This window comes from Hymenobacter terricola, from assembly GCF_017921975.2.
Lineage (GTDB): Bacteria > Bacteroidota > Bacteroidia > Cytophagales > Hymenobacteraceae > Hymenobacter > Hymenobacter terricola.
Genome location: NZ_JAGEMO020000012.1, coordinates 20,930 through 35,008 on the forward strand (window position 1 = coordinate 20,930; position 14,079 = coordinate 35,008).

General features: G+C 60.6%; 13 protein-coding genes. 8 read left to right on the forward strand and 5 right to left on the reverse strand.

Translation table 11 applies throughout. The features are described 5' to 3' along the window. Window positions 1-6: 6 nt before the first annotated feature. Window positions 7-777 (reverse strand): SAM hydrolase/SAM-dependent halogenase family protein, encoded by a 771-nt coding sequence (locus J4G38_RS10690; RefSeq protein ID WP_210520824.1) that lies wholly within the window; start codon window positions 775-777, stop codon window positions 7-9. Between the two features lie 127 nt (window positions 778-904). On the opposite strand from J4G38_RS10690, the gene J4G38_RS10695 reads away from it, so the two are divergent. Beyond that, the gene (locus tag J4G38_RS10695; RefSeq protein WP_210520826.1) at window positions 905-2,008 is read left to right on the forward strand and encodes a PhoH family protein; all 1,104 of its coding nucleotides are present in this window, start codon (window positions 905-907) and stop codon (window positions 2,006-2,008) included. Window positions 2,009-2,127: 119 nt separating this feature from the next. Continuing rightward, window positions 2,128-2,559 (forward strand): GNAT family N-acetyltransferase, encoded by a 432-nt coding sequence (locus J4G38_RS10700; protein ID WP_210520827.1) that lies wholly within the window; start codon window positions 2,128-2,130, stop codon window positions 2,557-2,559. Between the two features lie 109 nt (window positions 2,560-2,668). Here J4G38_RS10700 and J4G38_RS10705 read toward each other — a convergent pair whose 3' ends face one another. Continuing rightward, window positions 2,669-3,607: a phytanoyl-CoA dioxygenase family protein gene (locus tag J4G38_RS10705; RefSeq protein WP_210520829.1), complete on the reverse strand. Its 939-nt coding sequence runs from the start codon at window positions 3,605-3,607 to the stop codon at window positions 2,669-2,671. 121 nt (window positions 3,608-3,728) lie between these two features. Between J4G38_RS10705 and J4G38_RS10710 the strand changes: the two genes are divergently transcribed. The 5 genes from J4G38_RS10710 (at window position 3,729) to J4G38_RS10730 (ending at window position 9,430) form a co-directional block, all read left to right on the forward strand. After that, window positions 3,729-5,999 (forward strand): ComEC/Rec2 family competence protein, encoded by a 2,271-nt coding sequence (locus tag J4G38_RS10710; RefSeq protein ID WP_210520831.1) that lies wholly within the window; start codon window positions 3,729-3,731, stop codon window positions 5,997-5,999. A 241-nt stretch (window positions 6,000-6,240) separates the two neighbouring features. After that, window positions 6,241-7,047 (forward strand): enoyl-CoA hydratase/isomerase family protein, encoded by an 807-nt coding sequence (locus J4G38_RS10715; protein ID WP_210520834.1) that lies wholly within the window; start codon window positions 6,241-6,243, stop codon window positions 7,045-7,047. Window positions 7,048-7,174: 127 nt separating this feature from the next. Continuing rightward, the gene (locus J4G38_RS10720) at window positions 7,175-7,669 is read left to right on the forward strand and encodes a sterol desaturase family protein (RefSeq protein WP_210520836.1); all 495 of its coding nucleotides are present in this window, start codon (window positions 7,175-7,177) and stop codon (window positions 7,667-7,669) included. Between the two features lie 73 nt (window positions 7,670-7,742). After that, window positions 7,743-8,642, forward strand: a complete 900-nt coding sequence (locus J4G38_RS10725) for a MerR family transcriptional regulator (RefSeq protein ID WP_210520838.1) — start codon at window positions 7,743-7,745, stop codon at window positions 8,640-8,642. 242 nt (window positions 8,643-8,884) lie between these two features. Then, a complete protein-coding gene (locus J4G38_RS10730; RefSeq protein WP_210520840.1) occupies window positions 8,885-9,430 on the forward strand; it encodes a sigma-70 family RNA polymerase sigma factor in 546 nt (181 codons plus the stop codon). Between the two features lie 129 nt (window positions 9,431-9,559). Here J4G38_RS10730 and J4G38_RS10735 read toward each other — a convergent pair whose 3' ends face one another. From J4G38_RS10735 to J4G38_RS10745, 3 genes are read right to left on the reverse strand one after another with little or no spacing between them, the layout of a single operon-like run. After that, window positions 9,560-11,080 (reverse strand): phenylacetate--CoA ligase family protein, encoded by a 1,521-nt coding sequence (locus J4G38_RS10735; RefSeq protein ID WP_210520842.1) that lies wholly within the window; start codon window positions 11,078-11,080, stop codon window positions 9,560-9,562. Further along, window positions 11,077-11,448, reverse strand: a complete 372-nt coding sequence (locus tag J4G38_RS10740; RefSeq protein WP_210520844.1) for a hypothetical protein — start codon at window positions 11,446-11,448, stop codon at window positions 11,077-11,079. The genes J4G38_RS10735 and J4G38_RS10740 overlap by 4 nt, the downstream gene beginning before the upstream one ends. A gap of 30 nt (window positions 11,449-11,478) precedes the next feature. Beyond that, window positions 11,479-12,195 (reverse strand): hypothetical protein, encoded by a 717-nt coding sequence (locus tag J4G38_RS10745; RefSeq protein WP_210520846.1) that lies wholly within the window; start codon window positions 12,193-12,195, stop codon window positions 11,479-11,481. 300 nt (window positions 12,196-12,495) lie between these two features. On the opposite strand from J4G38_RS10745, the gene J4G38_RS10750 reads away from it, so the two are divergent. Further along, the gene (locus tag J4G38_RS10750) at window positions 12,496-13,986 is read left to right on the forward strand and encodes a phytoene desaturase family protein (protein WP_226163350.1); all 1,491 of its coding nucleotides are present in this window, start codon (window positions 12,496-12,498) and stop codon (window positions 13,984-13,986) included. Window positions 13,987-14,079: the final 93 nt, after the last annotated feature.

Below are 14,079 nucleotides of genomic sequence, written 5' to 3' on the forward strand. Positions count from 1 at the left end.
CTTAACTTAATCCACTGCGAACCGCACGTCCACCTGCGAGTCAAAATGCAGCCCCAGCAGCTCTGAGGCATTGCCCTGGCTGATGCCCAGGCACAAGCAGTTCTGGCTGTTGAACATAGCCACGGCCTCGCCGGGAGGAGCGGCCGAAAAATGCGGGTGCACCTCCCGCACCACATCGCGCCCGAAATGCACGGCAAACGCGCGCCCGTGCCCCACGGCCTCGACGGCGGCGCGGGAAATGTTGGTAATCAGGTTGCCGTAGTGGTCGACGTGGGCCACGTGGCCGGTCACGCGGTGGTCCTGGATGCGGAGCTGCCGGTTGTTGAGCTGGTGGAATTCCGTCACGGTGGGCCCCAGGCTGCTGAGCGGTTCGCCCTGGGCGAGGGCCACGGCGGCGGGCAGCAGCACGTCGCGGGTAGGCGAGGGGGTGACGGCGGCCGGCAGGGCCACCAATTCCTCCATTGTGCCGTTGGTGAGCAGGGCCAGAATGCCGTTGTCGGCGGCCACAAAATAATGGCCTTCGAAGAGGGCGGCCTGCCAGCCCGGCTCGGGGCCGGCGCCGTGGTCGTCCACGCCGATGACGTGCGCCGTGCCCACCGGAAAATCCCGGAACACGGCCTGGAGAACGTGAACGGCGTGCGCGATGTTAAACGGTTCGACGCCGTGGCTGATGTCGACCACCGCCGTGGCCGGGGCCAGCTGCAACAGCCGCGCTTTTAGCGCCGCCACGTAATGGTCGCGGTAGCCAAAATCGGTCAGCAGCGTTATCAATCCCATGCCGGGGTTCGGTAGTTTTTCAGTAGTATTGTTCGTTCGCTCGAACCGGGGCAAAAGTAGCCGGTTTAAGCGGAAAGGCCCGTTTATTTTGACACTTCCTTCGCCTTCATTCCCCCACACTTCCCACTTGGTCGAAAAAATCATCACCCTCGAAAACATGTCTCTGGTCGATTTTCTCGGCCCCGACAACCAGAATATCCGGCAGTTAGCTGCCGCTTTTCCGGGCTCCAAAATCATTAGCCGGGGCAACGAAATCAAAATCCAGGGCCAGCCGGCGGTCATTTCCCGCATCAACGATTTGTTGTCGTCGCTCATCGAGCACTACCACCAATACGGCCAGATTACCGACAAAACCGTTAATCAATACCTCTCCGCCACCTCCGAGGAAGCCGAGGGCCGCGTGCTGGCCGCCTCGCCCGACGTCATCCTCTTTGGGGCCAAAGGCGGCGTCATCAAAGCCAAAACGCCCAACCAGCAGAAGCTGGTGGACACCGTGATGACGCACGACCTGACCTTCACCCTCGGGCCCGCCGGCACCGGCAAAACTTACATTTCGGTGGCCCTGGCCGTGCGCGCCCTCAAAAACAAGGAGGTGAAGAAAATCATCATCTCGCGCCCTGTGGTGGAGGCCGGCGAAAGCCTGGGATTCCTGCCCGGCGATATGAAGGACAAGGTGGACCCCTACCTGCGCCCGATTTATGACGCCCTGGAAGACATGATTCCGGCCGAAAAGCTGAAGTTTTACCAGGAGAATAAAATCATCGAAATCGCCCCGCTGGCCTACATGCGCGGCCGCACGCTGAACAACGCCTTCGTGCTGCTCGACGAAGCCCAAAACACCACGCCGAGCCAGATTAAGATGTTTCTGACCCGCATGGGCCCCACCGCCAAGGTGATGGTGAACGGCGACCGCAGCCAGATTGACCTGCCCACCCGCCAGAAATCGGGCCTGATGCAGGCCATGGACATCCTGAAAAACGTGCAAGGCATCGGCTACGTCGAAATGACTTCCGAGGACGTGGTGCGCCACCGTCTGGTGAAGGAAATTGTGGAAGCCTACGACAAATTCGACACCGAGGAAATGACCCGTCAGGGCCAGTCCAACGGCGCCAACGGCCTGCGCCGCGACGAGCGCCACGAGCGCCGTCTGCGCGAGCTACAGCAGGAAGCCGACTTGCCCCTGCAGGAGCTGGAAACGGATTTGCCCGTGAACCACGAGCAGGCCCTGTAACTCTTCCACAATCGGTCATCCTGAGTTTGTGAAGAACCTTACTGCCCCCGGACGATGTGTTCGTCGGAGGACAATAAGGTCCTTCACGAGTTCAGGATGAAATTTTTACACCCCAACCTATGCCCGCCACCGCCTACCGCATCGCCGACCTGCGCGACCTCGACGCCGCCTTCACCATCCGCGAAAAAGTATTCGTGGATGAGCAGGGCGTGCCCGCCACCCTTGAAAACGACGAGCACGACCGCACCGATGCCCGCCACTACCTCGCCCGCGCTGCCGATGGCACGCCCGCCGGAGCCGCCCGCTGGCGCGAAACCGAAAACGGCGTGAAGCTGGAGCGCTTCGCCGTGCTGCCCGGGTTTCGCAATCAGGAAATCGGGGCCGCGCTGCTTCACGCCGTGCTGGCCGACGTGCAAGTCGAACTCCCTGACGCCGAGGTGTACCTCAACGCCCAAATCGGGGCCGTCCGGTTCTACGAGCGGCACGGCTTCAAAAAGGAAGGGGAGGTGTTCGAAGAAGCCAATATTCAGCACTACAAAATGGTGCTGTAAAATGTGAAAAACAGGTCATGCTGAGCGGAGTCGAAGCATCTCTACCACAATAGTAAATGAATTACTTGCGCGGTAAAGATGCTTCGGCTCTGCTCAGCATGACGTTCGGCTACCCCAGCAACGCCGGGCGCTGGGTGATTTCGTGGTAGCAGATGTGGGCCTGGCTGAAATAATGGAACACCATGCTTTTGCGCGTTTGGGCCTTGTCCAGGTGCGGTTCGCCGCCGTGCATCAGGTTGGCGTGCCAGATGAAAACGTCGCCTTTGCGGGCCAGAAAAACTTGCTTTGGAATGCCGGCTTCGGCAATCTTTTGGTTGATATAGGCCTCGTATTCGGTGTATTCCTTATCGCCAATGAGCCAATCGGTCCCTTCATTCTGGTAGTCGGCGTTGAGGTAATAGGGCAGCTTGTGGCTGCCGGGATAGTAGTGCAGCGGGCCGTTGCCGGGCGTAATATCTTCCAGCGCCACCCAGGCCGCCGCCATGCCGCCCAGTGGGAAGGTGCTCATGTGGATGCTGTCGGAATGGGTGCGCTGCTCGCTGCCGGTGAGGAAGTTGATGCTTTGAAACAGCGTGGTTTCGTGGCCCAGCAGGGCGGCTACCAGCTTCCGCAGCGCGCCTTCGCCGGCCGCCCGGATGCGCGCCGACTGCCGAAAAGCAAACATGAACTTGTTGCGGTAGCGCAGGCTGATTTGCTTGGTGGCAATGAGGTTGTCCAGTTCCTGATTAATACCGTCCACGGTTTCGGCGCTGAAAAAGCCGGGCAGCACGGCAAAGCCGTTTTCTTCGAACGCCAGCAAACTGGCCCGGCCGGCGGCCGATAGCGCCTGAAATGCGGGTGTGTTCGCCAGCCGCTCGGCCAGCGGTAACACCGGCGGCAGCCCCGCATCAAGAGGCAGGTGGGCAAAATCGCGGCTGCTGATGGGGGAGAAGTACTGCTTTTTCAGGCCCAGCTTTGCATACAGCGGCAGGTTGTGCACGAGCTTGCGGTGCTGGAACACGTTGTAGGTGGCGTAGCTGAGCTTGAGGCGGCGCAGGAAGGAGAGCATGGACGGGAAACAGTTTTGGAAGCGCCAAGATAGCGCTTCAACCAGCGGCCGGGCCGCAAAGCTGCGCCCGTTTAGGGATAAAGACCTACATTGTCAGCCCTCTGCCTCACTGCTTCTACTGATGATTACCTGGGCCACTTTCCCGTTCGTGCGCTACACCCCCGCGCTTATTCTCGGCATCGTGGCGTACCTCTATTTTGGGGATTTCTGGCTGGAGCTCTGGCCAGTCACCGTGGCGCTGGCTGGCCTAGCCATCGGCCTTGTTTTCTGGAGCGTGCGCCACCGCAACCCGGCCGCCACCGATGCCGCCGGGGCCCTGGCGCTGCTTACCATCGTCGCGCTGGGCGCCACCCTCACCCAGCGCGCCACCGAAAGCCGCCGGGCCGACCACCTGTTCCGCTTCGCCGACACCGTGGACTGCTACCAGGCCGTGGTGGACGAGGCCACCGTGGTGCGGGCCGCCACCTTCGCCACCACCCTGCGCGTGCAGGCCGTGCGCGTGGCGGGCCGCTGGCGCCAGGCCACCGGGGCCGTACGCGTGTCGTTGCCGCGCGTGGCAGGCATCGCGGAGCCGCGCTACGGCGAGGTGTGGCTCATTCGCGGGCACCCCGACCCCAGCAAGCCGCCCCTCAACCCCGGCGAGTTCGACTACCGCTACTACCTGGCCTGCCGGCAAGTCTACCACCAGCAATATATTCACCCCGACCAATACCGGGTGCTGCGCCTGGCCCCGCCCAATATGCTGGTGGCCGTCAGCATGCGGGCGGCGGCGCAGCTCGACGGCATTTTCCATCATTACATCAAGGCTAAGCGGGAATACGCCATCGCGTCGGCCCTGGTGCTGGGCATAAAGGACGACGTGGACCTCGCCACCAAACAGGCCTACACCGCCACCGGCACCACGCACATTATGGCGGTGAGTGGCTTGCAGGTGGGGCTGTTGTTCGCGGCCATGTCGCTGCTGTTGCGTAAGTTGTTTGGGCGGGTGCGTGGGTTCCGGCTGTGGTCGGCCCTGGTGGGGCTGGCCGTGATTTGGAGCTATGCCTTTCTCACCGGGCTGTCGGCGTCGGTGCTGCGGGCCACGGTCATGTTCACGGTTATTATCATTGGGCGGGCCTGGGGGCGGCAGGATTCCATTTTTAACACCCTGGGCGTCGCTGCCTTCGGGCTGCTGGTCTGGAACCCGTTTCTGGTGGTCGATGTGGGGTTTCAGCTCTCGTTTCTGGCGGTGCTCAGCATCGTGTACGTGCAGCCCCGCATTGCCCGCTGGCTCGATGTGGAGGCCTATTTCTACGCCCGGCGCCGGCCCTGGCAGCCCAAAGTGGTGCAGTGGGCCTGGCGGGGCAGCGGCTGGTTTCTTGATTTGACGTGGCAGGCAGTGGCCTTGTCGCTGGCAGCGCAAGTGGCCACGTTTGGCCTGGGGCTGTACTATTTTCATCAATTCCCGCTCAGCTTTCTGGTGTCCAACCTCGTGGCCGTGCCCATTTCGAGCGGGGCCGTGTACGTGGGCCTGGCGCTGCTCGGGGTGAAGGGGATTGTGGCCTTGCCCGGCATTTGGTGGCCGAAGGCCTCAATCTGGTTAGACTGGCTGCCTAAAACCGTGGCCTGGGTATTCGAGAAAATGGTGTGGCTGTTCAACGAATACATCTTCCTGGTGAGCCGCGTTATGGCGAATTGGGTTATCCGCGAAATCCACGTTTCGGCCTTTCAAACGGTGCTCATCTTCGGCCTGATAGGCACGGCGTTGGCGTGGTTCAACACCCGCCGCCTGGGCTGGCTGGCTGGCCTGACGGCGGTGCTGGTGCTCTACGCCGGCAGCCGCGTGGCCGAGGCCCGCGTCGTGGCGCCCACCGAAGAATTTATCGTGTATAGCATTCCGCGCCGTTCGGCGGTGGGGTTCTGGCAGGGCGCGTCGGCCGAGTTCGTCACGCCCGACTCCCTGCCGCTCACCGAAACCGAGCGCACCTACCGCCTGCTGCCGGGCATTATCCGGCGGGCCGCCCGGCGCACGGCCTACCGCGTGGGCTGGCGCGGCAGCACCATTCCCGTGCAGCGCCTCGCCGACCCCGACAGCTCCAACGAGCAGCGGTTTCTGAAGCCCGGCCCCGTGGTGCTGGCCCAGTGGCGCGGCCTGCGCCTCGCGTTTGTCTCGAACCGGATTTCTGCCGCCACCCAGCCCGCACCCGTCGATGTGCTGGTGCTGCGCCGCAACGCCCGCCTCAGGCCCGAAACCGTAGCTGCCGTGTTTGGCCCTAAGGTTCAGGTTGTTTTCGACTCTTCCTGCAAAATCTGGTACGTGGCCCGGCAGGATTCCAGCCTGCGCGCCCACGGATTCCGCACCTGGGACGTGACGGCGCAGGGCGCTTTCCGGTGCCGCCCGCCGCAGCGCTAGCCGGCCAGCAGCCAGCCAGGGCTCTGCCCCAAGGCAACCCCAAGCCCTTGTTGGTTCGAGTTAGGGCCAGTGCACGAATTGGCTAGTACAGAGATGGTTTCGCCGCCTTAGCCCGGTACTTGGTCGAGAAAAGAAGTCCATGTGCGCATTTTTTGCGTTAATTGCCAAAGAGGATGCCACCAAACCACCCACGTTGGGCCTCCTCTTTGTAACCATCCATCCGCGCTGTTCCCCGCTCCCCATGGAAAACCTGCTTACCCCCGAGCTCGAAGCTCTCCGCTATATTCAATACGATGCCGAGGACCGCATCGGCTACATCACCCTCAACCGCCCCGACAAGCGCAACGCGCTGAATGCCAACGTGGTAAGCGAGCTGAAGCAAGCCTTCGAGTTTGCCGAAAACGACGAAACGGTTAAGGTTATCGTGCTGCGGGCGGCCGGCGAAGTGTTCTGCGCCGGGGCCGATTTGGCCTACATTCAGGACCTGCAAGGCTTCGGCTACACCGATAACCTGGAGGACAGCACGCACCTCATGCAGCTGTTTCACCAGATTTATACCCTCAAAAAAGTCGTTATCGGCCAGGTGCAGGGCCACGCCATTGCGGGCGGCTGCGGGCTGGCCGCCATCTGCGACCTCACTTTTGCCGTGCCTGAAGCAAAATTTGGCTATACCGAAGTTAAAATCGGCTTCCTGCCCGCCATTGTGAGCGTGTTTCTGCTGCGCAAAATCGGCGAGGCCCGCACCAAGCAGTTGCTGCTCAGCGGCGACCCCATTGCGGCGCAAACGGCCCTCGACATGGGCCTCATCACCTTTCTGGCCCCCAAAGAAGAGTTGGCCGACCGCGTGCGGACCTACGCCCAGCGCCTGTGCCGCGAAAATTCGGCCCAGAGCATGGAGGTGACCAAGGAAATGCTGGCCCGCCTGCCCGAGCTCGCCCTGGAAGAAGGCCTCCGCTACGCCGCCCAGCGCAACGCCGAAGCCCGCGGCTCGGAGGACTGCCGCAGGGGCATTGCCGCTTTCCTGAGCAAGGAAAAGATTGGCTGGTAGTCCGGAAAATCGTTTCTTCGTGGCCCAATGAACCGGAACGCCGTTCCGCCCCCGGCTTTTAGGGAGGTGGCACGGCGTTTCGATGTGCTCATTCGAACAACCCGTTTCCCGTTCCGGTTACTTCCGCATGACAGTACTGGCCGCCATCGGCATTACCCTCGCCACGTTCGGATTCATGGAATTCTGGGCGTGGTTCATGCACAAATTCGTGCAGCACGGGCCGCTGTGGTTTTTGCACCGCTCGCACCATGTGCGGCACCCGCATCCTGTGGAGCGCAACGACCTGTTTTTTCTGATTTACGGCGGCATTTCGGCGGCGCTATTTATCGCCGGCAACAACGGGGAGCGCTGGTGGTTCTGGGTAGGCGTAGGCATTGCCTGCTACGGCACGGTCTATTTTTTCGTGCACGACGTGCTGATTCACGGCCGCCTGCGCTTCTGGAAAAAGTCACAAAACCCGTACCTGCGGGCCCTCAACATGGCCCATAAAACCCACCACAAAACCACCGGCCGCGATGGTTCGGCCGAGTTTGGCCTGCTGTGGGTGTCGCCAAAATACCTGGCGCTGGCGCGGCAGCAGGCTAAAATGAAGCTGGTAAAAACAGAAAACACCCAGAAATAACCGTTATAATTAGCGTGTTTAATTAGCTCGGCTCTATTTATCCTTACTTACGCTATAACTTTCAATTAATGCAATGGGCCATTTCTCCATCAGCGACTTAGAGCAGCTTTCGGGCATCAAGGCGCACACCATTCGGATGTGGGAACAGCGCTACGGCTTGCTGCGCCCCGTGCGCACGGCCACTAACATTCGGATGTATTGCGAGGACGATTTGCGCCGCTTGCTCAACGTGACCACGCTGTGTGGTCGGGGCCAGCGCATTTCGCAGGTGGCCCGCCTCAGCGACGATGAGATAAAGGCGGCCGTGCTGGCCTGCTGCGACGATTCCCACGATTACCACCGCCAGGTGAACGCCCTGCTGGCCGCCATGCTCAGCTTTGATGAACAGCACCTCAACCAGTTGTTCAGCGAAGCCGCCAGCCGGCTGGGCTTCGAGAAAATGATGCTGTACGTGGCATATCCGCTGTTGCAGCGCATTGGCCTGATGTGGCTGGCCGGCACCGTGAACCCCGCTCAGGAGCACCTGCTGGCCCACCTGCTGCGCCAAAAGATTTTGGCCGCTACGGATGCCCTGCCGGGCGTGCCCACTACGGCGCGCCGGTGGGTGCTGTTTTTGCCTTCTCAGGAGCTGCACGAGCTGGCCTTGCTCTTCATGAACTACGCGCTACGGGCCCGGGGCCAGCACACGCTGTACCTGGGGCAGAACCTGCCCACCGAAGAACTGGCTGCGGTGTGCGAAACTTACCAGCCCGATGTGGTGGTAACGGTGCTGACCTCGCAGCCCGAGCGCAGCCGGGTGGCCGAATTTGCGCGCGATATTTCGGCGCATTGCCCCGATAAATTGGTGGTATTGTATGGCCCGATGGCCCGGCAGGAGGGAATAGTGCTGCCCAAAAACTGCGTTTCACCGGAACTGATGACCGATTTCCTGGCGCTGGTGGCCATGCAGGAAACGGAGCCCGTAGCGGCTTAATAAGCAAACCGACAGGGCCCTCGGACTCGTAGCTGTTCAGCCGGCTTCACACAAGCGTAACGTACAACGGTCAGTGTTTTGTAGGCCATTTCCGGGGCCGGATGTACCTTGCCGCGCCAGCAGGAAGAATACCCGTGGAGAGGCGGTAGGCATGCCGAACAAAATACTTTCGGCGGAAGCTAGTCCAATTTGCGGCTGGTTCGTATATTTGTTTAACAATCGGCCACGAAAAGCTAAACAGCATGACTTCGCTAGAATTCACCTCGCAAGTACAGAAGATTTCGCTCACCCTCCGGCCCGCCGCCATGAATTTGACGCGAGACGCTGATGATGCTAAGGATTTAGTGCAGGAAACCCTTCTGAAGGCCCTGCTCAATAAGGATAAGTTTAAAGCCGGTACCAACCTGAAGGCGTGGTTGTATACCATCATGCGCAACACCTTCATCAACAACTACAACAAGATAACCAAGCGCAGCTCCAACATCGATTCGACGGAGTATTTCCAGTATTTCAACACCGACCAGAACTACATCACCCACAACGGCGCTACGTCGGACTTTGTGGTGCGCGACATCAACGAGGCCATCGCCAGCCTGGGCACCGATTACCGCACGCCGTTCATGATGTACTACATCGGCTACAAGTACATGGAAATTGCCGAGAAGCTGCAAATCCCCATTGGCACCGTTAAAAACCGCATTCACATTGCCCGCAAGGATTTGAAAGCCGCTCTGCAGGTGTATGCTCCGGTAGGAGCCTCGGCCGGCGCCGAGGTGGTTGAGGAGTAGTCATTGGTAAAATTTAAAGCGGAACGTCCGCCGTTTCCAATCTGGAAGCGGCGGACGTTTTTTGTAGCGCGGACTTTGTAGTCCGCGTCCCCGCGCTCGAACGCGGACTACAAAGTCCGCGCTACCTGCTTACGCTCCCTGAATGTAGCGGCGCTTGATGCGAATGTCCTCATTGGTAAAAGGCCCGGTTTTGAAGGCGTGGAACTCTACCTGGGGCTTTTGGCTGGCCGGCACCATGCGCCAGGATTCGCTGAAATCCTGGTTGATGCGGCGCAATTCCTCGAAGAACAGGTCGCTCAGAGCCACGTCGTTGCGGATGCGCAGGGGCTGCCGCTCGGCCAGTTCGAAGCAAACGCGGAGCTGTTTGTCGGCCTGCGGGCCTTCGCTGGTGAAGAGTGTGAAGGATGCTACCCGCTCGGCCAGCTCGGGCACGCCAAGGAGGGCTTCCTGCACATCAGGGGGCGAGATTTTGCAACCGAAATAGGCCACGGTCATGTCGGCGCGGCCGTAGTGGAGGAGAAGGGGGAGGTCGGAATAGGTGAGGGCCAGGTCCTCGGGGCGGAGGCCGCAGCTGCGCAACAGGCGTTTCAGCTCAGGAAAGCGAATGATTTGGGCGCGGTCGTGCAGGTTATAGCGAATTTTGGGGGCCAGGTAGCAGGGGCGGCAGAGGGTGACCAGCAGTTCGCCGCCGCTGGTGGTTTCGAGGTGGAAGTCGGCGGGGTTGAACTGGAACACCACCGGCACCGCGCCGGGAAACTTCAACAGCCTGGCCGCCAGCGCCGGATGCACCAACAGCCGCTTGCGCAGCGCGATGGTGAAGTCATTCTCCGCGGCGATGTTCAGCTCCAAATCGGATGCACCGAGTGAGCCATACACACGCCGCACGCCCTTGGCCAGCAGGTAGTCGCGCATTAGCTCGCTGATGCCTTCGCCGCCGTAAATCATGGCCACGTCGTAATCAGTCCAATTGATGCCGGCCGTATCGACCAGCAGCTTGAGAAACGGCGGGTAGCCGAGGATGAGGTAGCGGTGGCCGGGACCGAAAAACCGGAGCGTATTGGCAATTTTGGATACGTCGGGACCGGTCGATTTCAGCATGGAAACATCGGTAAGGCCCATTGTGATGTTGACCCCCGTGGCCCACGGCCCCATCGCAAAGGCATTGATGACGAAGTGCGGGCCCGGCCCCACCAGGTGCGCCAGCCCGAATTCCAGCATGCGCTTGTTGGCCACGCGTTCGGCCTTGCCGCGCACCCAGTTGGTGGGCACGCCGCTGCTGCCCGACGATTCGTCGACAATCACGCCGTGGGCCGGCACCCGCCCGCCCCGGCAGCGCGCCTCAATGGAAAAGGGCTTCACGTAGTTTTCCTTGTCCATTACCGGCAGCGGGGTGAGGTCGGGCACGAGGCCCCGAAACCGGATGCGGCCGAATGGATGCTCGGCGAGAAACTGCCGGTAAGCAGGCGTGTGGCGGCGGGCGGCTTCAAACACGGCGAGGGCTTTCAGCTTGCCGATGTTCCAGCGCAGGGTTTCCATGTGGGGCAGAAACAGCAGGAGCATCGAGCCGTTGCGTAGCTCTAGCAAGTGGCGCCAGCCGTCGAGCAGCTGCACCACGGCCACCAGGGCGTAGGTTCTGAGGGAAGTTTTCATGCGAGGAAAATGTCGTTAAGGTCCAAACGAAGACTGCGGGGAGGTTCGGTGCTGTAGCCCAGGCGCACCAGCAGCCAGGGCGGGGCGTCGGTGGGGCGGTGGCCGATTTTATCGAGGAATTGCCGGTGCGCGCTGGGGTTGGTCACCACCGAGCCGAACGGGTGCAGGTACACGCCGTGGCGGGTCATTTCGAGCCACAGGCGCTGCATGAGGGTGCCGGCCTGCACCCAATCGGCGCGGGTGGCGAAGGGGCCTTGCAGCCACGCCACCGAGGCCGTGCCGTGCATGGAATGGCGGTAGACGTTGCCCAGCACCGCGCGTTTCCACGGGCTGCGGAACCGCTCGCTGTGGAAGAAGAAATTGTGCATCAGCCGTCCCGAAAAGCCCATGCAGCGACTTCAGAGGCCATCTTTGCGGGTGTGGGCCTGCTCGTCGGTGGTCCGAATCCAGCCGGCCAGCTCCTGACGGGTAGCCGCGTCGTCGAGGTCGGTAAACAGGGTTTGGCGGTTGAGGTCGAGGATGAAATCGACCATGGCCGGGTCGGTGGCGAAGGTGAGCTGATGGCCTTGCGCGGTGGCCCGCGCCGCGAGCTGCTGCTGAATTGGAGCGGCCACGGGCCGGCCGTCGTAGTGCAGGCGCGAGGTGCGCCGCTGCTTCAGTAGCTCCCGGTCGGCCACCGGCGCGGGGCCGGAGCGCGGCACCAGGCGCAAATCGGCGAATGGCTGGGGCGTGGTGGCGCCGTAGTCGAGCCGGGCCTCGGCCGCGTGCCGGGCTTCAATGCAAAAGCCCAGTGGGCCGGCGGCAATGTTGAGGCTCGCGATGAACATGCCCAGCCCGATGATGGTGAAGCAGGAAGTCGGGTCGGTGTGGCGCAGCAGGCGGGTGGGGTCGTAGTAAAGCCGGGCGTTGGTTTCGGACAGCACCTGCAATTTCCAGGGCTGGATGTTGTGCGGCGACGGCGACCAGCGGGCGTAGTCCAGCAGCTCGGCCCAGCGGGCTCGGGCGCCAGCGGCAGTTACGCTGGTCGGCCGGGCCTGCGCCACCTGTCGGCGCGGGCCCAGCGCCGCGAAGCCCGCGCCCAAAGCGGCTTGCCACAGAAATTCTCGTCGTTTCATAAGCCGGTTGGCCGGGCTGAGGAAGATGTTTTGCCGGGGCCATATAATTGTTGGCCAAAGGTGTGGTGCTGGCAGAAGGAAAGTAAAGCGCATTTATAGAATTTGAAGACTTCCCAATGTTCTATTATGCGTACATAAAATATTGATTAACAATATATTAAAACTAAATAAAGGGATTTTTGGAATAATAGTTTTAGGCTTGATTTTGCGTTTCCACACAAGCCCGAAGGCAGCAGCCTGCCGAAACAAAGTATAGGGTAGGATTGTAGTTTGCGGCTTATTCTTCTGTTAAACTGACTATTGAGTTCTACTGCCAATTCCCCATCCGCAATTGTCATTGGTGCTGGCTTCGCGGGCCTGGCCGCCGCCACTACGCTGGCCCAGGCCGGGTGGCGGGTCACCGTTCTCGAAAAAAATGAAGACGCCGGTGGCCGGGCCCGCGTTTTTCGTGCCCAGGGCTTCACCTTCGACATGGGCCCAAGCTGGTACTGGATGCCCGACGTGTTCGAAAAATACTTCGCCCGCTTCGGCAAAAAGGTGTCGGACTATTACGAATTGGAACGGCTTGACCCTTCGTATCAGGTGATTTTCCGGGGGCCGGAAGCGGTAGATATCCCGGCGAAAATGAGCGAGTTGCGGGCGCTGTTTGAGCGCTACGAGCCCGGCAGCGCCGCGCGTCTCGATGAGTTTTTGAAACAGGCAGCCTATAAGTACGAAGTGGGAATTAACCGGCTGGTGTATGCGCCCAGCCGCTCCATCTTCGAATTTGCTGACCCGAAATTGCTGGTTGATATGGTGCGCATGGACGTGCTGCAAAGCATGCACAAGCACGTTCGCCGCTTCTTCAAGGACCCGCGCTTGCTGGAACTGGTCGAGTTTCCCATCCTGTTTCTTGGGGCCACTTCCGAGAACACGCCCGCGCTGTACTCGCTGATGAACTACGCCGATTTGGCGCTGGGCACCTGGTACCCCAAAGGCGGCATGCACAAGATTGTGGACGGCATGGTGCGCCTGGCCGAAGAGCTGGGCGTACGCATCAAATACAACCAGGAAGTAACGGAAATTGTGGTTGAAAACGGTCGTAGTACCGGCGTGCGCACCGCCAGCAGCTTTTTTGCCGCCGATGCCGTGGTGGCCGGGGCCGACTACCACCACATCGAGCAGCAGGTGTTGCAGCCCGAATACCGCCACTACGACGCCAAATATTGGGACTCGCGCACCATGGCGCCGTCTTCGCTGCTGTTTTACCTCGGCGTAAATAAAAAACTGGCCAACCTGCGCCATCACAACCTGTTTTTTGACGAGGACCTGACCCAGCACGCCCGCGAAATTTACGAGCAGCCGCAATGGCCTTCGAAGCCGCTTTATTACGCCTCGGTGCCCAGCAAAACCGACCCCACGGTAGCCCCCGAAGGCCAGGAAAACCTGTTCCTGCTCATCCCCGTGGCCCCCGACCTGACCGATGACGACGCCACCCGGGAGCGGTATTACGACTTGCTGATGGACCGCCTGGAGCGCCACTGCGGCCACAGTATCCGCGACGCGGTGGTCTTCAAGCGCAGCTACGCCCACCGCGACTTCATTGCCGACTACCACAGCTTTAAAGGCAACGCCTACGGCCTGGCCAATACGCTAAAACAAACCGCTATACTGAAGCCTGCGTTGAAGAGTAAAAAGGTCAGTAATTTGTATTTCACGGGTCAGCTCACCGTGCCCGGGCCGGGCGTACCACCGTCACTGATTTCGGGGCAAGTAGTGGCGGGCGAAGTCTTAAAGGAATTTAAAAATTGAAGATTAAAAATTAAAAAATCTGAATCCGGAATAATTAACGCAATGAGTAATTAGGGCAAAATCGGCCTCATTTTTTAATTCATAATTCATAAT